This is a genomic window from Pseudomonas sp. DC3200b2 (assembly GCF_049895785.1).
Taxonomy (GTDB): domain Bacteria; phylum Pseudomonadota; class Gammaproteobacteria; order Pseudomonadales; family Pseudomonadaceae; genus Aquipseudomonas; species Aquipseudomonas massiliensis.
The window spans coordinates 530,827-554,806 of the sequence record NZ_JAFCTA010000003.1 but is presented as its reverse complement, the minus strand read 5'-3'; the positions used below and the strand labels follow the sequence as shown (position 1 = coordinate 554,806).

Below are 23,980 nucleotides of genomic sequence, written 5' to 3'. Positions count from 1 at the left end.
GGCACTGACAGCCCCCCGCTGCACCGCTACAATCAGGGCCTTTCCATGCTTTCGGAGCCTTGCCTCAACGTGCCAGTCCTGCGCCTTCCGCCGTTACCTTCCATGGCGAGCTCAGCGTCGCCGGTCAAACAGACGTGGGGCAACCTGCCCGGCGCCGCCTTGAGCCTGGCCATCGCCGAAGCCGCCAGCACCGCGCGCCGCTTCACCCTATTGCTGACTCCGGACAGCCAGGCCGCGGACCGTCTGGAACAGGAGCTTCGCTTCTTCGCGCCGGATTTGCCCGTACTGCATTTCCCTGACTGGGAAACCCTCCCCTACGACCTGTTCTCCCCTCACCAGGACATCGTTTCCCAGAGGATTGCCAGTCTCTACCGTCTGCCCGAACTGAACCACGGCATTCTGGTAGTGCCGATCACCACCGCCCTACACCGGCTGGCGCCCACCAAGTTCCTGCTGGGCAGCAGCCTGGTGCTGGATATCGGCCAGCGCCTGGATGTGGAAACCACGCGTACTCGGCTGGAGGCAGCCGGGTACCGCTATGTGGACACGGTCTACGAACACGGTGAATTCACCGTGCGCGGCGCGCTTATCGACCTTTTCCCCATGGGCAGCAGGCTGCCTTACCGGATCGACCTGTTCGATGACGAAATCGAAACCCTGCGCACGTTCGACCCCGAGACCCAGCGCTCCATCGACAAGGTAGAGTCGGTACGCCTGCTGCCGGCCCGGGAGTTTCCGCTGCAAAAGGAGGCCGTGGTCCGTTTCAAGGCCCGCTTCCGCGAGCGCTTCGACCTGGACTTCCGCCGCAGCCCCATTTTCCAGGATCTCAACAGCGGCATTACCCCGGCAGGCATCGAGTACTACCTGCCGCTGTTCTTCGAAGACACTTCGACGCTCTTCGACTATCTGCCCGAAGACACCCAGGTATTCTCGCTGCCCGGCATCGAACAGGCCGCCGAGCAGTTCTGGAACGACGTTCGCAACCGCTACGAGGAGCGTCGCATCGACCCGCTTCGGCCCTTGCTGCCGCCTGCCGAACTCTTCCTGCCGGTGGAGGACTGCTTCGCTCGCCTCAAGAGTTGGCCGCGGGTAGTGGCCGGCAGCGAAGACCCGGGCAGTGGCGCCGGGCGCGAGCGCTTCCCCGCCAGCCCCCTGCCGAACCTGGCCATCGAAGCCAAGGCCAGCCAACCCATGGCCGCGCTCGCTGGCTACCTGGACCGCTTCCCGGGCCGTGTGCTGTTCACCGCCGAATCCGCCGGCCGCCGAGAAGTATTGCTCGACATGCTCTCGCGCTTCCAGCTACGGCCACAGGCGGTAGAGGGCTGGCCCGGCTTTGTCGCCAGTGAGGCGCGCCTGGCCATCACCATCGCCCCGTTGGACGAAGGCCTGCAACTGGACGACCCTGCCCTGGCGCTGATCGCCGAAAGCCCGTTGTTCGGCCAGCGGGTGATGCAGCGCCGGCGGCGTGACAAGCGCAGCGAGGGCAGCAGCGATGCGGTCATCAAGAACCTCACTGAGCTGCGCGAAGGCGCACCCGTGGTCCATATCGACCATGGCGTTGGGCGCTACCTGGGTCTTGCCACCCTGGAAATCGACAATCAGGTGGCCGAATTCCTCACCCTTGAATACGCCGAGAACGCCAAGCTGTACGTGCCCGTGGCCAATCTGCATCTGATCGCTCGCTATACCGGCAGCGACGATGCCCTGGCCCCGCTGCACCGGCTGGGCTCCGAAGCCTGGCAGAAAGCCAAGCGCAAGGCCGCGGAACAGGTGCGCGACGTGGCCGCCGAACTGCTCGACATCTATGCGCGACGAGCCGCGCGCAAAGGCTATGCCTTCAGCGACCCGGCGCTGGATTACGAAACCTTCAGCGCGGGCTTCCCGTTCGAGGAAACCCCGGATCAACAGTCGGCCATCGAGGCGGTGCGCGCCGACATGCTCGCGCCACGCCCCATGGACCGCCTGGTCTGCGGCGACGTAGGCTTCGGCAAGACCGAGGTGGCCATGCGCGCGGCCTTCATTGCCGTCCATGGTGGCCGTCAGGTTGCGCTGCTGGTGCCCACTACCTTGCTGGCTCAGCAGCACTACAACAGCTTCCGGGACCGCTTCGCCGACTGGCCCGTGCGCGTGGAAGTGATGAGCCGGTTCAAATCCGCCAAGGATGTGGCCCAGGCAGTGGCCGAACTGGCCGAAGGCAAGATCGATATCGTCATCGGCACCCACAAGCTGCTGCAGGATGATGTGAAGATCAAGAACCTGGGGCTGGTGATCATCGACGAGGAGCACCGCTTCGGCGTGCGCCAGAAGGAAGCGCTCAAGGCGCTTCGCAGCGAAGTCGATATCCTCACGCTCACGGCCACCCCTATCCCGCGCACGCTGAACATGGCCATGTCCGGCATGCGCGACCTCTCCATCATCGCCACCCCACCGGCCCGGCGTCTGTCAGTACGCACCTTCGTGATGGAGCAGAACAAGAGCACGGTCAAGGAGGCCTTGCTACGCGAACTGCTGCGCGGTGGCCAGGTGTACTACCTGCACAACGACGTCAAGACCATCGAGAAGTGCGCCGCGGACCTGGCCGAGCTGGTGCCCGAGGCCCGCATCGGTATCGGCCACGGCCAGATGCGCGAGCGCGAGCTCGAGCAGGTGATGAGTGACTTCTACCACAAACGCTTCAACGTGCTGGTGGCCTCGACCATCATCGAGACCGGCATTGACGTGCCTAGCGCCAACACCATCATCATCGAGCGGGCGGACAAGTTCGGCCTGGCCCAGCTGCATCAGCTGCGTGGCCGGGTGGGCCGAAGCCATCACCAGGCCTATGCCTACCTGCTGACGCCCTCGCGTCAGCAAATCACGCCGGACGCGGAAAAGCGCCTGGAGGCCATCGCCAACACCCAGGACCTGGGCGCCGGCTTCGTGCTGGCCACCAATGACCTGGAAATCCGGGGCGCGGGCGAACTCCTCGGCGAAGGCCAGAGCGGCCAGATCCAGGCGGTTGGCTTTACCCTGTACATGGAAATGCTGGAGCGGGCGGTCAAGTCCATCCAGAAAGGCGAGCAACCTGATCTGGACAAACCCTTGGGGGGCGGTCCGGAAATCAACCTGCGCCTTCCGGCGCTTATTCCCGAAGACTACCTGCCTGACGTGCACGCTCGCCTGATTCTCTACAAACGCATCGCTTCGGCGGTAGACGAAGAGGGCCTGAAGGACCTGCAGGTGGAAATGATCGACCGTTTCGGCTTGCTGCCGGAGCCGACCAAGAACCTGATTCGTCTGACGCTGCTCAAGCTGCAGGCCGAAAAACTGGGCATCCTGAAGATAGATGGCGGGCCTCAGGGCGGGCGTATCGAGTTCGCTGCCGAAACGCCGGTAGACCCGCTGGTGCTGATCAAGCTCATCCAGAGCCAGCCCAAGCGCTATAAGTTCGAAGGGGCCACACTGTTCAAGTTTCAGGTTCCGATGGAGCGGCCCGATGAGCGATTCAACACTGTCGAAAGCCTTCTGGAACAGCTGGCCAAGGCCAGCGATGCCAATGGCAGGCGCTAGCTTTCACCAGGCCTGGCCGTCATGCGTCCGGAACTAGCCACGCCGACCGCACCCACGCCCAGGCTATGGCTGGGGAGCGTGGAGTTCAGCGCTTTCGAGCCTCGCAATGGCCGCATGCAGCGGCATGTCCAGCACCGGGCGGCGCTGGCCTTCGCTTATGCGGGACGATACGTATCGCCAGCTGCCCCACCGCGGGGCAGCGAGGCGCCCTTGTCGCGGGACCTGACGAGCGAGCGCCAGGCGCGGGAGCACTTGTCCAAGCTGGGCTTTCGCATCGCTACGCGGCAAAGCAAGGCCCTGCCTGAGAGCGCGGGTGAGCTCTATGAGCTGTCGTCGGACGCCGCCTGGTTGCGTTTCGTGCTCAACGACCTGCCGGGCCTGCGCGAGCGAGGCTGGGAGATAGAATACGGCGAGCACTTCAGCTTCCAGCTCACTCCGGTGGACGACTGGTATGCCCTGGTGGAAGAAACCGCCGACCATGATTGGTTCGACCTGGAACTGGGGATCGTGGTCAATGGCGAAGCCCGCAGCCTGTTGCCGATCCTGATCAACCTGGTGCGTCAGCATCCGGAAACCCTCAGACCCGGTGCTCTGGCGCGACGTCGGGACGACGAACTGCTGGTGGTGAACCTGCCGGCCGTTGGCCCTGCCCGCAAGAGCCTGCAGGTCGCCCTCCCCTTCGGCCGCCTCAAGCCGGTGCTGGCCACCCTGGGCGATGTCTACCAGCATGAGGCAGGCGCCACGCGCCTTCGCCTGGCCACACCCGACGCGGCGCGGCTCAACGCGCTGCAGGGCCTGCCCATGCGCTGGCAGGGAGGCGAGCGCCTGCGTCACCTGGCCGGGCGCCTGCGGGATTTGCACAGTGGCCCCAGCGAAGCCCCAGCCGGCCTTGAAGCCAGCCTTCGCGGTTACCAGCTCGAAGGCCTGAGCTGGATGCAGAACCTGCGCGAACTGGAGGTGGGTGGCATTCTGGCCGATGACATGGGGCTGGGCAAAACCCTCCAGGCCCTCGCCCATGTATTGACCGAGAAAAACGCCGGGCGCCTGGACCGCCCCGCAATGGTAGTGATGCCTACCAGCTTGATTCCCAACTGGCAGGATGAGGCTCACCGCTTCACTCCTGACCTGCGGGTGCTGACGCTTCAAGGGGTCGGGCGCCGGAAGCATTTCGAGCACCTGCAGGACTACGACCTGATACTGACCACCTACGCGCTGCTGCCAAAGGATGTAGAGCGCATCGGCCACCTCAAGCTGCACCTGCTGATTCTCGATGAAGCCCAATACATCAAGACGCCAGGAAGCAAGGCCGCCCAGGCTGCTCGCCGGTTCGAAGCACGCCAGCGTCTGTGCCTGAGCGGAACGCCTCTGGAGAATCACCTCGGGGAGCTGTGGTCACTGTTCCACTTCCTGATGCCCGGCTGGCTGGGCGACAGCAAGACGTTCAATGCCGAATACCGTATACGCATCGAGCGGCACGACAGTCACGAGCGTCTCGAGCACCTCAACGCCCGGATCAAACCCTTCCTGCTGCGTCGCACCAAGGAGCAGGTAGCGACCGAGCTACCCGCCAAGACGGATATCATCCAGTGGGTGGAACTCAACGATACCCAGCGTGACCTCTACGAAACCGTGCGTTTGGCCATGGACAGCAAGGTGCGCGCGGAAATCAGCCGCAAGGGCATGGCTGGCAGCCAGATCATCATCCTCGAAGCGCTTCTCAAGCTGCGTCAGGTATGTTGTGACCTGCGCCTGGTCGACGCGACCCGCAGCTACGCTCCAGGCGGCAGTTCCGGCAAGCTGGAGTCGCTGATGGAGATGCTGGACCGCTTGATGAGCGAAGACCGCCGTGTACTGGTGTTCTCTCAGTTCACCTCCATGCTGGAACTGATCGAGGCCGAGCTGGCGCAGCGCGGCCTCGACTACGCGCTGCTGACAGGGGCCAGCCGCGATCGCCGGGCACCGGTAGAGGACTTCCAGCAGGGCCGCAAGCGCATCTTCCTCATCAGCCTCAAGGCCGGAGGCGTCGGCCTGAACCTGACCGCGGCCGACACCGTGATCCATTACGACCCCTGGTGGAACCCGGCCGCCGAGCAGCAGGCGACGGACCGCGCCTACCGCATCGGCCAGGACAAGCCGGTGTTCGTGTTCAAACTGATCACCCGGGGCACGGTGGAGGAAAAAATCGCTCAGCTTCAGCGCGAGAAAACCGCCCTGGCTTCGGGCGTTCTGGACGGTCGCCGCGCGGCGGACTGGCGCTGGGCGCCGGAAGATATCGAGGCGCTGCTCGAGCCGCTACCTGCCAAGCGTTGATAAAGTTGCCGACATAGCGTCTATATGGGTTACAGCTATGGCGCGGTGATCGACTACGCTCAGCTTCAGCGGCCTTGAAGCCAGGCGCCCGGAACGACTTTATTACGGTGATCGTCATCCGGTTACGAACGACTTTATATTGCGCCTAGGCGCATGGCCGCAGTGGCAACCGAAACTTTAAGTTTCAAACCACCTTACTCACCTGATAGACACCCTCATCCTCTCATGCAAGGATGAACTTCGAATATATATAGGGCATACCGCGTCACAGCGCGCGTCAGCGCTCAGGTTAAGCTTGCGCGAGCTGATTTTTTTGACCTGAGTCAACGCCCACTCGGGCCAAATTGATAACCTGCATGGCTCTAACGTTAGGAACGTTAGGATTTACCGAAATTTACAAGGAGTACCAATTTTGGCTTTCGATGCTTACATCCTGATCGATGGTATTGCTGGAGAAGCGCTGGATGAACAATACCCCAACTGGGTCGAGATCCTGAGCTACAACTTCAGCGCCAACCAAAGCACATCTGCTACCGCCAGTTCCGCTGGCGGGGCGTCATCAGGCCGTACGACCCTGGCAAACTTCATATTTACGAAGTTCCTCGACAACGCAAGTTGCAAATTGCTGGAGGCATGCTGCGCAGGCCAGCATCTGAAAGAGGTGAAACTCGCGCTTTGCCGCGCAGGCACAGACAAACTCAAGTATTACGAAATTGTACTGGAAGAAGTGATCATCGCCGACTATGCGCAGAACGCCAGCTCGGGGGTGCCTATCGAAACCGTTCAGCTGAACTACGGACGCATCAAGACCACCTACATACGGCAGAAGCGATCCGATGGTAGCGCTGGCGGCAATGTAACCGGAGGGTGGGACCGGATAAACAACAAGAAGTACGCCTGAGGTAGGACGATGCCCGGACCACGCACCTTCATCAACCCCAGAACCCAGTCCTACCAAGCTTTGAAAGCCAGCACACCGATGTCGGGACATGCCCTAGGGAAGTTCGATGTACTCAATGGTCACATCGTCAATAGCGTGGCGTTGGCTGGAGAGCTGGTAATCATCGGCGACCCGAGCACTCCTTCCTGCACTAGCCACGAAGCCTTTCTGATGGGCCAGGCTGCGTACGTGCGCTCCAGCCTGCTGGCCAGCGGGATGGAGGACGATGACTTCTTTCTGGAGAACTTCGAGCTACTGCAAACTATGCTGTCCCATGCGTCCATAGGCGCAGGCGCGGCCAGTGATGGATGGAGCAGACACCTTAACAATATCAAGTCAACCCTCGAGGAAATCCTTCAAGCGCACCGCGACTACCTGCGTTCCGGCCTCAGGGGGCGCGACGCCTTCTACGCAAAACGAACGGCACTGTTCATGAAACTGGAAGCCCAGTTAAGCAGCATCGCAGCCCACGGATCAGGCCTGCGTAAAAAAGGAAAAATCAAGCGAGCGCTGGGCATTTCAACCCGGAGCTTTCTTCACCACGGCGAAATAGCAGGCTACGCCGAAAAAGTTTTCGGTGTTGCCAGAGCCGCGAGCTTGGCCAAGAAAGGCGCTTACATTGGTATAGCTTTGGACATGACCTCTACAGCCTTGGAGATTCATAAAGCCTGCACCATCGGCCGAGAAGAGGAATGCCGGCGTGCCAAGTACGTCGAAAGCTCGGCTTTGGTTGGTAGTTTGGCGGGAAGTAGCGTCGGGGGGATGGCAGGTGGCATCGCAGCACGATTTGCTTGTGCATTTGTTCTAGGAGTTAGCAGTGGAGGGCCGGGGGCATTAGTCTGTGCTGTAGTCGGAGGCGCAGCAGGCGGTAAGATCGTGGGCGACCTCGGGGGCACAGGAGCCAAATTTCTCGGGGGCGAGGTGTATCAAGAGGTTTTCGAATGAGTGAACCATTTCTGGCACTGGTTGCATTTCTAATTCTCGCGCCCATGATATTGATCATGATAGTGCAGAGTTACATCGCACATAAGTACACCGAGCACTTTGAGTCCTTTCTTCCGAATTGTATCTTTGTAAAAGAAAATATAAAAATATTTCAGCACGCCGGCCTTCCTGGCAAGCTCTTGCGCACAGGCTTGATCGCTTTGGTACTAGTAATACCGTATATATTTATGCGCAGGGGATTGATCGACATGGATGAAGTCAAGCGATTCCCGCTCCGCACGAAACAGTTCCTAACATGCCTGTTAGTCTTACAATTTGCGTTGATCTTTGCGCTTGCCCTACTTAATTATGCACTGCCTGAAACCTGAATTATTCACGGACGCTGCGGCCTGCCTGTATCCCGACTAAAATTTGCTGCCCCTGCTTACCCAAACTATTTCAGGGTCGCGCTTGTGATTTGAGCTTTAGATGTGGCACCCACGGCACTGGCATTTATCGAGCCTGTACGACGGGCCGAGAGGAGGAATGTCGGCGTGCCAAGTATTTCCAAAGCTCGGCTTTGGCGGGTGGATTGGCCGGAAGCGCCGCTGGGGGATACATTGGCAGTATGGTAGCGCCAACTGTTTGTGCTGCTATAGGATTTGGCACAGTCGGTGCGGGCGCACTGGCTTGCGTTATCGTTAGAGGCGCCGTGAGTGGCAAAATGTTGGGGGATTTCGGTAGCGGCATAGCCGAAAATATAGGGGGCACAATCTACCAGGCGGTGTTCGAATGACTGATATCCATATTGCATTTATTGGATTATTTATTATTGCATCCATTTGGCTCGCGATGATCGTGCAAGCTTATATTGCGCACAAGCATACAGAATATTTCGAATCACTCCTTCCGAATTGCACCTTCGTGACGGACAATAAAAAAAATCTTGAATATGCGGGATTGCCCGGAAAAATCTTGCGTACGGGCTTGATCTCGATGGTGCTGGCGCTACCGCACATCTTCACGCGTAGGGGACTAATCGATTTGAATGAAGTCAGACGCTTTCCGCCGCGCACCCGCCGCCTTTTGGTTAGCCTGTTGATTATACATTTTCTATTGCTATCAGCCCTTATCATTTTTCATGAAACGATGCCTAAACTTTGACTCGACGGCCGCAGATCAGTCCCGCTGCGCATGGAATGTCCAGCCATGGCTAACGCCTACTCATCTGTTTGGAGTTCTACTCTGACAGCCATTCTAGTGGGCAGCAGCCTTGCAGGATACATGGGAAAATTTAGAAGCTCCATGTTTTGACTGCTTCGCACAATGAATTGAAGTTACCATTTTTGCATCCATTTCTTTTCCGCAGCCGTACAAACCTAACTACCGAATAGCTACCACCAAAACTTCGAGCCACTTATTCCGAATGTGTTTTGTAATAAGTAATATATCTGCTGTCGGTCTTGGCCGTCATTATTTAACATGACACAGTTACCCCGGCCTGACTGTTTGGCAACATCCTTATAGAGAGGCGAGGTTCCCTAGCCGTGATCTACAGCCCAGGTTGGCACCTTACAAACGGAACGAACTTCCCTCTGAAGGGCTTGCACTGGCCACCGCCCGGCTCTCTTCGTTGAGAGCCAGGCGATTCATTCTTCAGCTCGCCAGCACCTTCGCCAGCACGGCACGCACCCTGCCAATCCCTTCATGCAGCGCCGCTTCGATCTCCGCCATGGTGATCACATCCGTGCTCTTGCCCGCCGCCGGGTTCACCACTAGCGCCAGGCAGGCGTAGGCCAGGTCGATCTCGCGCGCCAGAGCGGCTTCCGGCATGCCGGTCATGCCCACGATGTCGCAACCGTCACGCTCCAGCCGCGCGATTTCCGCCACGGTTTCCAGGCGCGGACCCTGGGTGCAGCCGTAGACACCGAAGTCGCTGTAGGCTTCCCCCTGGGCAGCGAGGGCCGAGATCAACTGCTGCCGCAATGCTTCGCTGTAGGGGTAGCTGAAGTCGATATGGGTGACTTGCTCCAGATCGTCGGCGAAGAAGGTATGGTCGCGCCCACTGGTGTAGTCCACCAGTTGATGCGGAACGCAGAGGTGTCCGGTGCCCATGGCGGCATGGATGCCGCCAACGGCGTTCACCGCGATGATGGCCTCGGCGCCCGCCTGCTTGAGGGCCCAGAGGTTGGCCCGGTAGTTGACTTTGTGTGGCGGGTAGCGGTGTGGATGGCCGTGACGGGCCAGGAACAACACCTCACGCCCGGCATAGTCGCCTACCAGCACTGGCGCCGAAGGCGTGCCGTACGGGGTCTCGACATCAACGGAGCGGCGAATGTCCAGGCCTTCGAGTTGGGTCAGGCCGGTCCCGCCAATGATTGCAAGAATGGTCATGATCAGGCTCCAGGTTCGAGCAACCCGGCCTGGCGGAGAGCGCCAAGGGCCTCCAGCCAACGGGGTTGCTGTCGGTATTCGGGGGTGGGGCAATTACGGCGGGCCATGCGCTTCAACCGCTTAGGCGCGGTGACACCCAGGCGCTGGGCCGCGCTCAGGGCCAGTTCGGCGGCAGCGCGGTCGTTGCATACCAGGCCCATGTCGCAGCCGGCACTCAGGGCTGCCTCGATGCGGGCGGCCGCGTCGCCGGCCACGTGGGCACCGGCCATGGACAGGTCATCGCTGAAGATGACCCCGTCGAAACCCAGCTCGCCGCGGAGGATGTCTTGCAGCCAGCGCCGGGAAAACCCTGCCGGCTGGGTGTCCACGGCCGGGTAGATCACATGGGCCGGCATGACCGCGTCCAGCCGCGAGCTCAAACGGATGAAGGGCTGCATGTCGGAGGCGCGCAATTCCGCCAAGCCCCGCTCATCCAGTGGAATGGCCACATGGGAGTCGGCTTCGGCCCAACCGTGTCCGGGAAAATGTTTGCCACAGGCGGCCATGCCGGCCTGGTTCATACCCTCGATGAAGGAACCGGCCAGTTCGGTAGTGACGCCAGGCTCGACGCCGAACGAGCGCGCGCCTATTACCGCACTGCGTCCGTAGTTCAGGTCCAGCACGGGGGCGAAGCTCAGGTCCAGGCCGGCAGCCAGTACCTCGGTGGCCATGACCCAGCCACAAGCCTTCGCCAGTGCCTGGGCGTCGGCGCCCGACGCAGCCTCGCCGATCCGCCCCATGGCTGGCAGGCGCACGAACCCCTGGCGCAGACGCTGGACGCGACCGCCTTCCTGATCCACGGCCAGGATGAGGTCCGGGCGTAGTGCCCGGATACTATTGCACAGGTCACGGACCTGACGGGGATGCTCGATGTTTCGAGCGAAGAGAATCAGCCCGCCGACCTGAGGTTGGCGGAGCAGATGACGGTCTTCGGCGGTCAGCCAGGTACCGGCGACATCGACCATCAGAGAGCCTTGCAGGCTGGCGCTCATGGGAAATCCTTGGGAGCAAGCGGGGGGCGCTACTTTACCCAATACCAGCGGGGCTGTCTCGGCGGCTCAGGCCTTGGCCGGCTGCTTGATGCGAGGCCGCAACTGAGCACTGGACATGGCCGGGTCGCTGACGCCGCTGTCCGCACGCATCCCTGCGGCCAGGAAAGGCACCATCAGGCGCATCACCTGCTCGATGGAAGTGTCGACGCCGAAGTCATTCTCGGCGATGGCGCGCAGCGCCTTGATCCCCGACATGCTGAAAGCCGCGGCCCCCAGCATGAAATGCACGCGCCAGAACAATTCCAGCGCCGGGATGCGCGGCGCGGCTTCGTTAACCAGTAACATATAGCGACGGAACACCTTGCCATACATGTCTTCAAGATAGCGTCGCAGGTGGCCCTGGCTCTCGCTGAAGGCCAGGCCCAGCAAGCGCATGAAGATGGACAGGTCGTTGTTGCTGCGCGGCTGAACGGAAAGCGCCTGATCGACGAGAATTTCCAACAGCTCTTCCAGGCTGGCCTTGTGGCCGGGAATGGCGGCGCGGCGCTCGAGCTCACGATCGAGACTGGCGCAGAAAGGGCCGAGAAAGCGAGAAAACACTGCCTGGATCAGCGCCTTCTTGGAGCCGAAGTGATAATTCACCGCCGCCAGGTTGACACCTGCCTTGCCAGTGATCAGGCGCAGGGACGTTTCAGCGAAGCCCTTTTCCGCGAACAGTTGTTCCGCGGCATCGAGGATACGCTCAACGGTTTCCGACTGTGCCATGATTGCTCCAGCTGACAAACAAGTGTTTGAAACATACGTTTGCATTCAAACGTTTGTCAAGCCGGGCCGGTCATTTTCCAGCCTGGCGGCTACCGCTTCAAGAGCCCTGCGCTTGCCGAAGAGGGATTGCCAAGCCCGCGATACTGTATATAATCCCAGTCACTGTATAAAAAGCCAGAGCCAACGCCATGCAGAAACTTACGCCACGCCAGGCCGAAATCCTCGCTTTCATCAAGCGTTGCCTCGACGACAACGGTTTCCCGCCTACCCGCGCGGAGATCGCGCAGGAGCTGGGCTTCAAGTCACCCAATGCCGCCGAGGAACATCTCAAGGCCCTCGCACGCAAGGGCGCCATCGAGATGACGCCAGGTGCGTCCCGTGGTATTCGCATTCCCGGGGCCGAGCCTCGAGCCAGCGATGACAGCAGCCTTCCCGTTATCGGCCGCGTTGCCGCGGGCGCCCCCATCCTGGCCGAGCAGCACATCGAGGATGCCTGCAACATCAACCCTGCCTTCTTCCACCCGAAGGCGGACTATCTGCTGCGTGTCCACGGCATGAGCATGAAGAACGTCGGCATCATCGATGGCGACCTGCTGGCCGTACATACATGCCGCGAGGCCCGCAATGGTCAGATCGTGGTCGCGCGAATCGGTGAGGAAGTCACCGTCAAGCGCTTCCAGCGCTCAGGCCATATCGTGCAACTGCTGGCGGAAAATCCGGATTTCGCGCCCATTGAGGTCGACCTCAGGGAGCAGGATCTGGTCATCGAAGGGCTCAGCGTTGGCGTTATCCGCCGCTAAACAGGAGGTGACCATGCAGTTTTCCCCGATTACAGCGGGCAGCGCCCAGCATCCTCAACTGTCGCTGTTCGAGGCGTTCATCGCGCCGGTCAACCAGGTGTTCCAGAAGGCCTCGGCCGACACCTGGCGTGCCGAGGCCCCGGAAGCATTCAGCGAACTGAGCTTCAGGGGCGCCCCGGAGAACTGCCTGAGCCTACTTGCACCCATGCTCAGAGAACTCAGCGACGTCGAGCACATGCGTTGGCTGGCCCTGGTGGCGCCCCCGGCCAGCCTGACGCAGAGCTGGTTGCGCGAGGCAGGTCTCAACCGCGAACGCATCCTTCTGTTGCAACCCAAGACCAATCAGACATCGTTGCAGCTGGCGTGCGAAGCGCTTCGCCTGGGTAGAAGCCATACGGTGGTGAGCTGGGTAAGCCCCTTGAGCAGCCATGGACGCCAACAGCTGATCAGCGCTGCCCTTCAGGGCGAGGCACAGAGCCTGAACATTCGTTTGGGCTGAACCTCAGCTCAATGCAGGACGCGCGGTCCCTCGTCCTGCTCGAATTCGCCTTCGACCAATTTGCCTGCCATCTGTACTCCCACGCTCAGCATCGCCTTGGCGACTTCCACGTGTTGCCCTTGAAGAAAAGCCTTGGCATCTTCCGAAAAGTTCAGCGTTACCAGGGAGCCTTCGTCTTCGGCACGGCGCAGCTCGATCCTACCGTCTGGCAGCTCGACGATTTCAAGAAAAGACGTAGACATAAAGGCGTGACTCTCCAGAAAAGGCAGGCATTGTAACAGCGAGTGTTTCCTTCAGCACTCACTAAGCCCGTCGCGGAACCGGATAGCCAATGTCTTGAGAGCTTGCCGCCAGCTTTCCAGCGTGTCACAGCCAAGGACGGGAGGCGCGTCTTCATCCAGGGATATCGCCTGGATCAACGGCTGAGTAACGTCTTGCTTGGCTTTGCGCGGCGTCCGGGGCGGTAGCCACAGCACTCGATATTCCCGTAACAATCGCGACAGCCAGGTATCGGGATTGCTCGCCAGCTCGACCAGCTCGCCAAGCTGCGGATTGGGTGCCGCCGCCAGCGCTTCGGGCGTGAGAAACGCCTGGGCATCAGAGGCTTCGAGATTGGCTAGCCGGTAGTAGCCGGCTATTTCATGACAGAGCCCCAACAGAGCGCCATAAAGATGAAAAAGCACCGCTTCGCGCTCCGCTTGCGCCAGCGCGGCAGCGTTCATGGCAGCCCCCTGCTCCGCCTTGCCCAAGGCTTCAAGGGCCAGGCCCGCAAAATACAGCTTCTGGTTGGTGCGCGTATAGAGTTCGTGAGCCATGCAACCCCTCCTGAAACCCAATGGGATGTAAGAGCCAGTGAAGCGGCGGAATTACAACGCCTTGGCGACCCTTCGCCAGCTGGCGCTGACTCCTACACTATGCTCGGTGCATTCAGCGCTTGTCTTCGACCTTCCACGCCTTGCCATCGAAGAAGGCACGCCAGCCGGTAGGCTTGCCATCGACTTCGGTCTGGACGTATTGCTCCTTGGTTTTACGGCTGTAGCGTATCACCGCGTGACGCCCGTCCGGATCCTTCACCGGCGCATCGAACAGGAAATGGTACTTGGGATCGATCTCTTGCTTGTGTGGAAGCAGTTCGCTTACCAGCGGTGCCCGTGTTTCCCGATTCTTGGGGAACTGGCTGGCCGCCAGGAACAACCCGGACGCACCGTCACGCAGCACATAGGTGTCATCCACCTTTTCGCATTTGAGTTCGGGCATCGGTACCGCATCCATCTTGGGCGGCGCCGCTTCGCCGTTCTTCAGCAGCTTGCGGGTATTCTTGCAACTGGAATTGGTGCAGCCGAAGAACTTGCCGAAGCGGCCGGTCTTGAGCTGCATCTCGCTGCCGCACTTGTCGCACTGGATACTGGGGCCTTCATAACCCTTGATGCGGAAGCTGCCTTCTTCAATCTCATACCCGGGGCAATCCGGATTGTTGCCGCAAATGTGCAGCTTGCGCTTTTCATCCAGCAGGTAGGCATCCATTGCCGTATCACAGATACGGCAACGATGCTTGTTGAGCAGGACGCGGGACTCGGACTCGCCCTCGTCATCCGCGGCGATTTCATCGCCCGGCACCAGATTGAGGGTCGCCTTGCAACGTTCCTTTGGCGGCAGGCTATAGCCCGAGCAGCCGAGGAACACGCCAGTCGATGCCGTGCGGATCATCATTGGCCGACCGCACTCCTTGCATGGAATGTCCGTCAGGGTGGGCTGGTTCGCCCGCATGCCATGATCCGAAGCTTCCGCGGCTTCCAATTTGGTCTTGAAGTCCTGGTAGAACTCATCCAGCACGTTTTTCCAGTCACGCTCGCCGTGGGCGACGTCGTCCAGATGTTCCTCCATCCCGGCTGTGAAGCCGTAGTCCATCAGGTTGGCAAAGCTTTCGCCCAGTCGCTCGGTGACGATGTCGCCCATTTTCTCGGAATAGAAGCGACGGTTGTGCAGGGTGACGTAACCCCGGTCCTGGATGGTGGAAATGATCGCGGCGTAAGTGGATGGGCGGCCAATGCCGCGCTTCTCCATTTCCTTGACCAGGCTGGCTTCGGAATACCGTGCCGGAGGCTTGGTGAAGTGCTGGGTCGGATCCAGTTCGACCAACCGCAGGGCCAGGCCTTCGGCCATCTCGGGAAGCACATCGTCTTCCCCAGGCTTGCTGACCTGAGGCAGCACACGGGTGTAACCGTCGAACTTGAGGATACGGCCCTTGGCACGCAGCTCGAAGCTACCCGCCACCACGGTAAGGGTGGTGGACAGGTATTGCGCCGGTGGCATCTGGCAAGCCAGGAATTGCCGCCAGATCAGCTCGTACAGCCGCTCGGCGTCGCGCTCCATGCCATTGAGCTGTGAAGGATGCAGGTTGACGTCCGATGGGCGAATGGCTTCGTGGGCTTCCTGGGCGCCCTCCTTGCTGCCGTAGACGTTGGGCGTGGCGGGCAGGTATTGCTTGCCGAAGTTGCCTTCGATGTAGCTGCGCGCCATGTCCAGGGCATCCACCGACAGGTTGGTGGAGTCCGTACGCATGTAGGTGATGTAGCCCGCTTCGTACAACCGCTGGGCCATCATCATGGTTTTCTTGACCCCGAAGCCCAGGCGGTTGCTCGCCGCCTGTTGCAGGGTGGACGTGATGAACGGGGCCGAGGGCTTGCTGCTGGTAGGCTTGTCCTCGCGCCTCGCTACCCGATAGCTGGAGGCCTTGAGTTTTTCCACGGCGGCCATGGCCTGGACTTCGCTCAGCGGCTTGAAGGCTTCGCCGTTCTCGCGGGCGACCTCGAAGCGCACCTTGGCCTTGTCGCTGGCCAGGTCCGCATGCAGCTCCCAGTACTCCTGGGGGATGAACGCGCGGATCTCGCGCTCGCGCTCGGCTACCAGCTTCACCGCCACGGATTGCACGCGACCAGCGGACAGTCCACGGGCAATCTTCTGCCAAAGCAGTGGCGACACCATGTAGCCGACGACGCGGTCAAGGAAGCGTCGGGCCTGTTGCGCATTGACGCGGGCGATGTCCAGCTCGCCTGGCTGCGAGAAGGCTTCCTGGATGGCTTTCTTGGTGATTTCATTGAACACCACGCGCTTGAAGCGGGACTCGTCTCCACCAATGGCTTCGCGCAGGTGCCAGGCGATGGCCTCCCCTTCCCGATCAAGGTCGGTTGCGAGATAGATGGTGTCGGCATCCTTGGCGAGCTTGCGCAGCTCCTCGATCACCTTTTCCTTGCCAGGAAGGATCTCGTACTTGGCCTTCCATCCATGGTCCGGGTCCACCCCCATGCGCGCTACCAACTGCCGCCGGGCTTTCTCGCGAGGAGACAGGGCCGGCGCTTCCCCCGCGGCCTTGCCCTTGCGAGCGGCGGGTTCCTTGGGCGTGGACGAACCGCTGGTGGGCAGGTCACGGATATGGCCGATACTGGACTTCACCACGTACTGGTTGCCCAGGTACTTGTTGATCGTCTTGGCCTTGGCCGGGGATTCCACAATGACCAGCGATTTTCCCATGGATCGGAAGATTCCTAAAAAACAGGTGTAGAAGGCAACGACGCCTTTCGAGGCCCCGCTATATATAGTGGCAACTGGGCGAGGTCAAGCGTGGCGGCTATCGCCCTGCTTCCTCGCCGCGCTCGAACACGCCAGGTTCGGCTCGCACCAAAGCAAAGCGCGGGACCTGCTCGCCGTCAACCACGACGGACTCCAGGAACATCTCCAGTGGCCGCACCCATAAGCCGAATTCCCCATACAGGGCCTGGTAGCAAACCACCTGCTGCTCGGTTTCAGAATGGCGCGCGACACCCAGGACACGGTACTCCGGCCCTTTGTAGTGCCGGTAGATACCAGGTTGTAACAGCATTTGCCGCCTCCCTTGTTAAAACCCTGAAAAACAAAAACCGGGGCACTAGGCCCCGGTCGTTGCCACACGCGACGTCAGACCCGCTCGAACACCGTGGTAATGCCTTGGCCAAGCCCGATGCACATGGTGGCGACCCCGAGGGTAGCACTCTTTTGCTTCATGACATTGAGCAGAGTGCCGGAAATCCGCGCGCCTGAGCAACCGAAAGGATGCCCCAAAGCGATCGCGCCACCGTGAAGGTTGACCTTTTCGTCCATCTTGTCCAGCACCTTCAGGTCCTTGAGCACCGGCAGCGCCTGGGCGGCGAAGGCTTCGTTGAGTTCGAAGCAGTCAATGTCCGCCACGGTAAGGCCGGCGCGCTTGAGTGCCTTCTGGGTAGCGGGCACTGGCCCGTAGCCCATGATCGATGGGTCTACCCCAGCCACGGCCATGGCACGGATCACGGCCATGGGCTGCAGGCCCAGGTCCTTGGCCCGCTGCGCCGACATCACGATCATGCAGGAGGCGCCATCGGTGATCTGCGACGAAGTGCCCGCGGTGACGGTACCGCCCTTGGGGTTGAACGCGGGCTTCAAGGAAGCCAGGCCTTCGAGGGTGGTATCAGGGCGGATGGTCTCGTCGTAGTCGAATACCTTCAGGAAACCGTTCTCGTCATAACCTTCCATCGGGATGATTTCGTCCTTGAACAGCCCTTCCACGGTGGCCTTGTGCGCCAACTGGTGGGAACGCACGCCAAAGGCGTCCTGCTGTTCACGGGTGATGCCATGCATCTTGCCCAGCAGCTCGGCAGTCAGGCCCATCATGCCGGCGGCCTTGGCCGCATGTAGCGACATCTGCGGGTTAGGGTCCACGCCATGCATCATGCTGACGTGGCCCATGTGCTCTACCCCACCGATGACGAAGACATCGCCGTTGCCGGTCTGGATCGCCTGGGCCGCGGTATGTAGCGCGCTCATGGAAGAGCCGCACAGGCGACTGACTGTCTGCGCCGCCGAGGTATGCGGAATGCGCGTCATCAGCGAGGCCATTCGGGCAATGTTCCAGCCCTGCTCCAGGGTCTGGTTCACGCAGCCCCAGATCACGTCCTCGACTTCGTTCGGGTCCACGCCAGGATTACGCGCCAGCAGCTGGTCGATCAGGTAGGCCGACATATTCTCGGCACGGGTGTTGCGATGCATGCCGCCCTTGGAGCGGCCCATGGGAGTACGACCGAAGTCGACAATCACCACATCTCTTGGATTCAGGCTCATAAGTGCAAATCTCGCTCTGTTGTCGGGCGGCTCAACCGAAGAAACGCTGGCCGGCGCGGGCCATCTCACGCAGTTTCTCGGTCGGCTGGTACAGCGGGCCCAGCTCGGCGTAGCGGTCAGCGATCGCCACGAACTCAGCCACGCCGATCGAATCGATGTAGCGCAGCGCGCCGCCGCGGAAGGGAGGGAAGCCGATGCCATACACCAGGCCCATGTCGGCCTCGGCGGCGGTCTCGACGATACCGTCTTCCAGGCAGCGAACGGTTTCCAGGCAGAGCGGGACCATCATCCAGTTGATGATGTCTTCGTCGCTGACCTCGCGCTGTTCGTAGATCACCGGCTTGAGCACTTCAAGCACCGAAGCATCGGCCACTTTCTTGGGCTTGCCGCGCTTGTCGGTTTCGTAGGCGTAGAAGCCCTTGCCATTCTTCTGGCCCAGGCGGTTGGAGTCGTACAGCGCGTCGATGGCGGTGCGGCGCTCGTCCTTCATGCGATCCGGGAAACCTTCGGCCATGACGTCACGACCGTGGTGGCCGGTGTCGATGCCCACCACATCCATCAAGTAGGCGGGCCCCATGGGCCAGCCGAACTTCTCCATCACCTTGTCGATGCGGACGAAATCCACGCCGGCGCTGACCAGGTTGGCGAAACCGCCGAAATACGGGAACAGCACCCGATTGACCAGGAAGCCCGGGCAGTCATTGACCACGATTGGATTCTTGCCCATCTTCTTGGCGTAGGCCACGGTGGTCGCCACGGCCTCTTCGCTGGACTTTTCACCGCGAATCACTTCCACCAGGGGCATCATGTGCACCGGGTTGAAGAAATGCATGCCCACGAAGTTCTCGGGGCGCTTGAGCGCCTTGGCCAGCAGGCTGATGGAAATGGTGGAGGTGTTGGAGGCAAGAATGGCGTTTTCCCTGACCTGGCTTTCCACCTCGGCCAGTACGGCCTGCTTGACCTTGGGATTTTCCACCACGGCTTCGACCACGATATCGACCTGGCCAAAATCACCATAGGACAGCGTCGGGCGGATGGCATTGAGCGCATCGGCCATCTTCGCCGGAGTCAGACGGCCTTTCTCCACCTGCTTGCCCAGCAGCTTGGACGCCTCATTCAGGCCCTGCTCGATACCCTTCTCGTTGATGTCCTTCATCAGGATGGGGGTGCCCTTGTAGGCCGACTGGTAGGCAATGCCACCACCCATGATGCCAGCGCCCAGCACGGCCGCCTGCTTGACCTCATGAGCCTTCTGGTCATACACCTTGGCCTTGCGCTTGAGCTCCTGGTCATTGAGGAACAGGCCGATCAGGCTTTCGGCGGCTGAGGTCTTGGCCATCTTCACGAAACCGGCGGCCTCGATTTCCAGCGCCTTGTCGCGGCCGAAATTGGCTGCCTTCTGGATGGACTTGATAGCTTCCACCGGGGCGGGATAGTTCGGCCCCGCCTGGCCGGCAACGAAGCCCTTGGCCGTTTCGAAGGCCATCATCTGCTCGATGGCGTTGAGCTTGAGCTTTTCCAGCTTGGGCTTGCGTCGCGCCAGATGGTCGATCTCGCCATTGGCCGCGCGGGCGACCAGATCCAGCGCGGCGTCGCGCAGTTGCTCAGGGGCCACCACCACATCGACGGCACGGACTTTCAGGGCGTCGTCGGGGCGTTGCTCCTTGCCGGAGGCAATCCACTCGATGGCGTTGTCGGCGCCGATCAATCGAGGCAGACGGACAGTGCCACCGAAGCCGGGGTAGATGCCCAGTTTCACTTCAGGCAGCCCGATCTTCGCGGCGGTGGACATGACCCGGAAATCCGCTGCCAGGGCCATTTCCAGGCCGCCACCTAGGGCGATGCCATTGATGGCGACCACTGTCGGGAAGGGTAGGTCTTCGAAATCACTGAAGATACGGTTGGCTTCGAGGTTGCCTGCGGTCAGTTCGGCATCCGGGAGCTTGAAGTTATCGACGAACTCGGTGATGTCGGCACCGACGATGAACACGTCCTTGCCACTGGTAACTACCAGCCCCTTGACCGAGGCGTCGGCCTTGAGCGCGTCGACCGCCTCGCGCAGCTCGCTGAGGGTCAAACGGTTGAACTTGTTGACGGACTCACCCTTGAGGTCGAAATTCAGTTCGACGATGCCACTTTCAAGAGCCTTAACCGTGATGGCTTTACCTTCGTAAATCATCAACTGATCTCCAGGAATGGAAGCTGAACGTTACGTGCTGGAGCGGCCTTGAGGCCCACCCGCCAGCACGCCTTCGAGTGCATGAAGGTCGCGCCAAACGCTCGATTCATACGCCCGTTTGATTCGGGTGTGCACACCTTCAGCGAAAAGCCGGGGATTGTCAATCGTCCCCGAAAGGCACCCGTTTGCGACCGATCAGTCACGTCAAACGGCTGTCTCAGCGTAGACAGCCCTGACCGAAACATGCCGCCTCGATTATGCCGCCACCAGGGGACGCCTGGATGAATGAAGCCGAATTCACTGCCTGGATTGGCGGTTGATCAGGCGCTCAGTTCGCGCAGGATTCTATCGACCAGCGCAACCTGCTCCGTCCCGCTCCGTTCTCCCCAGACTGCACAGACCATCCGTCGCTCCGCTCGCAGCGCCCAGACGTCGCCAGGCAACTGGACGAGCCGGGCCAGGAGTTCGGGATCCTCGCAGGGCTCCTGCCAGCGGTTGACCCAGTGCCCAGGCGCAGGCTGCCACCACTCCCAGGCCGGCCCCTCGGCGTCGAGGCAAGGCCGATGGTATTCGGCGGCCGTGCTGGGCAAGCCCGCCGGCATCCAATGCGGCCATTGCTGCGGGGCCAGCTGCATGCCCAGGCCAAGGCTGCGCGCCCGCATGCGACAAGCCATACGCCCGTTCTGCTGGCGTGACGGGCGCAACCACGCCAAGGGACTCAGAACCACCAAGAGGATTGACACCACTATCCAGACCGTCATAGAACTCTTCCGCGAACGACAAACCACCCCTTGGGGAACCGTGCTACCTGCGGGTTTTCCATGAAAGGGCCATAATCAAGCTAACACTTTCGTTGGAGCAACCCGCCATGACCTACCAACACATCCTCGCGGCAGTAGACTTGACCGAGGAATGCGACCCGGTCATCAAACGCGCTCGCGCCCTGGCCGAAGGTACAGGGGCCACGCTATCGCTGGTGCATATTGTCGAGCCCATGGCCATGGCCTTCGGGGGCGATGTGCCCATGGACCTGTCGCAACTGCAACAGCAGCAGTTCGACCAGGCCAAGGAACGCATGCGCGCGCTTCGCGTGAAGTTTCCAGACGTCGCCGAAGAGTTTTGCCATCTCACCTACGGCCAGCCACGGCAGGAAATCCACAAGCTGGCCAAGGAGAAAGGTTACGACCTGATCATCGTGGGCAGTCATGGCCGCCACGGCCTGGGCCTGCTGCTGGGCTCGACCTCCAATGATGTACTGCATGGCGCGCCATGCGACGTGCTTGCCGTTCGCCTGGAGCGCGCCAAGCCGGCCGAGAAGGCCTGACACCCTGGAGAGCCGCCCGCCTTGCCGGCCTGCGCAGCCTGACCGAATTTCGGCCTGTAGGCTGCGGTGAAGCCGGCGAAGCCTTGACCCCTAGAGTCGGGGCCGGCCGAACCCCGATTCGCTGGCGCTCAGTCGTCCAGCTCGGCCCAGCGCTCGAGGAGGGTATCGAGCTGCGCCTGACTGGACTCCAACTGAGCGAGCACCGTGGCCGTTTCGGCGGCCGGGCGCTGGTAGAAACCAGGCGCGGCCATTTCCTGCTCAAGAGCCGCGATCTGCGCTTCCATCTCGTCAATCTGCCCCGGCAAGGCTTCCAGCTCGCGCTGCAGCTTGTAGCTGAGTTTTTTCTTGGGCACCGCCACCGCCACCGCCGGGCTGGTAGCGGGAGCGGCCGTCACCGGCGCCGGTTCGGCCTTGGCTGGCCTGGCCTCCTTGACGCCCAGCAACTTTGCCGAGCCGCCTTGGCGAATCCAGTCCTGGTAGCCGCCAACGTACTCCTGTACCAGGCCGTCGCCCTCGAATACCAGGGTGCTGGTGACCACGTTATCGAGGAAGGCCCGGTCGTGGCTGACCATCAGTACGGTACCCTTGAAGCTGGAAAGCACTTCTTCGAGCAGCTCTAGGGTTTCCACGTCCAGGTCGTTGGTCGGTTCGTCCAGTATCAGCAGATTGGCCGGCTTGCTGAAGAGCTTGGCCAGCAGCAGGCGGGCACGCTCGCCCCCGGACAGAGCCTTGACCGGTGTCCGGGCCCGCTGAGGGCTGAACAGGAAATCGCCCAGGTAGCTGAGCACATGCCGGCTCTGGCCGTCGATTTCGATGAAGTCCCGGCCTTCGGCCAGGTTGTCGATCACGGTCTTTTCCAGGTCCAGTTGCAGGCGCAGCTGGTCGAAGTAGGCCACCTCCAGCTTGGTACCGCGTGTCACCGTGCCGGTGGTGGGCTGCAGGTCGCCGAGCATGAGCTTGAGCAGGGTCGTCTTGCCGCTGCCATTGGCACCGAGCAGCCCGATACGGTCTTCACGCTGCAATACCAGGGAAAAGTCCTTGACCAGGAAAGGGCCGCCTGGATGCGCGTAGCTGACGTTCTCCAGGACGATGACCTGCTTGCCCGATTTGTCGGCCACGTCCAGCTGGATATTGGCCCTGCCCTGACGCTCGCGACGCTCCCCACGTTCCACGCGCAGCGCCTTGAGGGCACGCACTCGCCCTTCATTGCGCGTACGCCGCGCCTTGATGCCCTGGCGAATCCACACCTCTTCCTGGGCCAGTCGCTTGTCGAAGAGTGCGTTGGCGGTCTCTTCGGCAGCCAGCTCCGCTTCCTTGTGCACCAGGAAGCTGGCGTAGTCGCCGTTCCAGTCGATCAATCGGCCACGGTCCAGCTCGAGGATCCGGGTCGCCAGGTTTTGCAGGAAGGCGCGGTCGTGGGTGATGAACAGCACCGCCCCGCCGAACCCGGCCAACGCTTCTTCCAGCCAGGCAATGGCGCCGATGTCCAGGTGGTTGGTGGGCTCGTCCAGCAACAGCAGGTCCGGCTCCGACACCAGCGCCTGGGCCAGGAGCACGCGCCGACGCCAGCCGCCCGACAGCTCGGCCAGGGTCTTTTCCGCGGGCAGTTGCAGCCGGCTCAGGGTACTTTCGACCAACTGCTGCAGCCGCCAGCCATCCCGGGCTTCGAGCTCCTGCTGGACGTGGGTCAGCGCGTCGAGATCCGCGTCGGTGACGATGTTCTGGCTGAGGTGGTGAAACCGGGCCAGCAGCTCGCCGACTCCGGAGAGCCCTTCGGCGACCACGTCGAACACGGTGCGATCATCGGCCCGGGGCAGTTCCTGGGGCAATTCGCCGATCTTCAACCCCGGCGCGCGCCAGATGTCGCCGTCGTCGGGCTTCTGGTCGCCACGCACCAGGCGCAGCATGCTGGACTTGCCAGTGCCATTGCGGCCGATGATACATACCCGCTCACCGCGGGCGATCTGCCAGGAAACCTTGTCGAGCAGGGGCATGGCGCCATAGGCGAGGGAAACATCGCTCAGTTTGAGCAGGGTCATGGGATTCTCCGGAAAAGCCGGCGCGCATTCTACCTTATGTACCAGCCTGGTACAGCAAGCGCCGGATGGCACGCCTTGAAACACTCGGCGCGCTTT

Annotated in this window: 19 protein-coding genes and 1 pseudogene; 9 read left to right on the top strand and 11 right to left on the bottom strand. The window is 61.2% G+C overall.

The window, feature by feature from the left end:
* Positions 1–69 precede the first annotated feature (69 nt).
* The 6 genes and pseudogenes from mfd to ACP691_RS11860 all read left to right on the top strand — a co-directional run bounded on the left by mfd (position 70) and on the right by ACP691_RS11860 (position 8,887).
* Positions 70–3,549 (top strand): transcription-repair coupling factor, encoded by a 3,480-nt coding sequence (gene mfd / locus ACP691_RS11885; protein ID WP_426149716.1) that lies wholly within the window; start codon positions 70–72, stop codon positions 3,547–3,549.
* Positions 3,550–3,600: 51 nt separating this feature from the next.
* Positions 3,601–5,859 (top strand): annotated as a pseudogene (locus ACP691_RS11880) (DEAD/DEAH box helicase); the annotation flags it as partial.
* A gap of 412 nt (positions 5,860–6,271) precedes the next feature.
* Complete coding sequence (locus tag ACP691_RS11875) at positions 6,272–6,760, top strand: Hcp family type VI secretion system effector (RefSeq protein ID WP_426149617.1); 489 nt, start codon at positions 6,272–6,274, stop codon at positions 6,758–6,760.
* Between the two features lie 9 nt (positions 6,761–6,769).
* On the top strand, positions 6,770–7,744 hold the full coding sequence (locus tag ACP691_RS11870; RefSeq protein WP_426149616.1) for a hypothetical protein: 975 nt from the start codon (positions 6,770–6,772) through the stop codon (positions 7,742–7,744).
* Positions 7,741–8,112 (top strand): hypothetical protein, encoded by a 372-nt coding sequence (locus ACP691_RS11865; protein WP_426199696.1) that lies wholly within the window; start codon positions 7,741–7,743, stop codon positions 8,110–8,112. The genes ACP691_RS11870 and ACP691_RS11865 overlap by 4 nt, the downstream gene beginning before the upstream one ends.
* A 403-nt stretch (positions 8,113–8,515) precedes the next feature.
* Positions 8,516–8,887 carry a hypothetical protein gene (locus tag ACP691_RS11860; RefSeq protein ID WP_426149615.1) on the top strand — a complete coding sequence of 124 codons (372 nt, stop codon included), beginning with the start codon at positions 8,516–8,518 and terminating at the stop codon, positions 8,885–8,887.
* A gap of 492 nt (positions 8,888–9,379) precedes the next feature.
* Here the strand turns inward: ACP691_RS11860 and ACP691_RS11855 are convergent, their stop codons facing one another.
* The 3 genes from ACP691_RS11855 to ACP691_RS11845 all read right to left on the bottom strand — a co-directional run bounded on the left by ACP691_RS11855 (position 9,380) and on the right by ACP691_RS11845 (position 11,913).
* A complete protein-coding gene (locus tag ACP691_RS11855; protein WP_426149614.1) occupies positions 9,380–10,117 on the bottom strand; it encodes an S-methyl-5'-thioinosine phosphorylase in 738 nt (245 codons plus the stop codon).
* A 2-nt stretch (positions 10,118–10,119) separates the two neighbouring features.
* Positions 10,120–11,148, bottom strand: a complete 1,029-nt coding sequence (gene nagZ, locus ACP691_RS11850; protein WP_426149613.1) for a beta-N-acetylhexosaminidase — start codon at positions 11,146–11,148, stop codon at positions 10,120–10,122.
* Between the two features lie 66 nt (positions 11,149–11,214).
* On the bottom strand, positions 11,215–11,913 hold the full coding sequence (locus tag ACP691_RS11845; RefSeq protein ID WP_426149612.1) for a TetR family transcriptional regulator: 699 nt from the start codon (positions 11,911–11,913) through the stop codon (positions 11,215–11,217).
* Between the two features lie 188 nt (positions 11,914–12,101).
* Between ACP691_RS11845 and lexA the strand changes: the two genes are divergently transcribed.
* Together lexA and sulA are read left to right on the top strand one after the other, a co-directional pair.
* Positions 12,102–12,713, top strand: a complete 612-nt coding sequence (gene lexA / locus ACP691_RS11840; RefSeq protein ID WP_426149611.1) for a transcriptional repressor LexA — start codon at positions 12,102–12,104, stop codon at positions 12,711–12,713.
* 13 nt (positions 12,714–12,726) lie between these two features.
* The gene (gene sulA, locus ACP691_RS11835) at positions 12,727–13,212 is read left to right on the top strand and encodes an SOS-induced cell division inhibitor SulA (protein ID WP_426149610.1); all 486 of its coding nucleotides are present in this window, start codon (positions 12,727–12,729) and stop codon (positions 13,210–13,212) included.
* Positions 13,213–13,220: 8 nt separating this feature from the next.
* Here the strand turns inward: sulA and ACP691_RS11830 are convergent, their stop codons facing one another.
* The 7 genes from ACP691_RS11830 to ACP691_RS11800 form a co-directional block, all read right to left on the bottom strand.
* Positions 13,221–13,454, bottom strand: coding sequence for a hypothetical protein (locus ACP691_RS11830; protein ID WP_426149609.1), 234 nt, complete (start codon positions 13,452–13,454; stop codon positions 13,221–13,223).
* A 51-nt stretch (positions 13,455–13,505) separates the two neighbouring features.
* Entirely contained in the window at positions 13,506–14,027 is a 522-nt protein-coding gene (locus ACP691_RS11825) for a DUF6586 family protein (RefSeq protein ID WP_426149608.1), read from the bottom strand.
* A 112-nt stretch (positions 14,028–14,139) separates the two neighbouring features.
* Entirely contained in the window at positions 14,140–16,743 is a 2,604-nt protein-coding gene (topA, locus tag ACP691_RS11820; protein ID WP_426149607.1) for a type I DNA topoisomerase, read from the bottom strand.
* Between the two features lie 97 nt (positions 16,744–16,840).
* Positions 16,841–17,092, bottom strand: a complete 252-nt coding sequence (locus ACP691_RS11815; protein WP_040260719.1) for a DUF1653 domain-containing protein — start codon at positions 17,090–17,092, stop codon at positions 16,841–16,843.
* Positions 17,093–17,166: 74 nt separating this feature from the next.
* The gene (fadA, locus tag ACP691_RS11810; protein WP_426149606.1) at positions 17,167–18,342 is read right to left on the bottom strand and encodes an acetyl-CoA C-acyltransferase FadA; all 1,176 of its coding nucleotides are present in this window, start codon (positions 18,340–18,342) and stop codon (positions 17,167–17,169) included.
* 31 nt (positions 18,343–18,373) lie between these two features.
* Positions 18,374–20,521, bottom strand: a complete 2,148-nt coding sequence (gene fadB, locus ACP691_RS11805) for a fatty acid oxidation complex subunit alpha FadB (protein WP_426149605.1) — start codon at positions 20,519–20,521, stop codon at positions 18,374–18,376.
* 320 nt (positions 20,522–20,841) lie between these two features.
* Positions 20,842–21,282 (bottom strand): hypothetical protein, encoded by a 441-nt coding sequence (locus ACP691_RS11800; protein ID WP_426149604.1) that lies wholly within the window; start codon positions 21,280–21,282, stop codon positions 20,842–20,844.
* Positions 21,283–21,389: 107 nt separating this feature from the next.
* Between ACP691_RS11800 and ACP691_RS11795 the strand changes: the two genes are divergently transcribed.
* Entirely contained in the window at positions 21,390–21,845 is a 456-nt protein-coding gene (locus tag ACP691_RS11795) for a universal stress protein (protein ID WP_040260723.1), read from the top strand.
* Between the two features lie 128 nt (positions 21,846–21,973).
* Here the strand turns inward: ACP691_RS11795 and ACP691_RS11790 are convergent, their stop codons facing one another.
* Positions 21,974–23,884: an ATP-binding cassette domain-containing protein gene (locus ACP691_RS11790; RefSeq protein ID WP_426149603.1), complete on the bottom strand. Its 1,911-nt coding sequence runs from the start codon at positions 23,882–23,884 to the stop codon at positions 21,974–21,976.
* Positions 23,885–23,980: the final 96 nt, after the last annotated feature.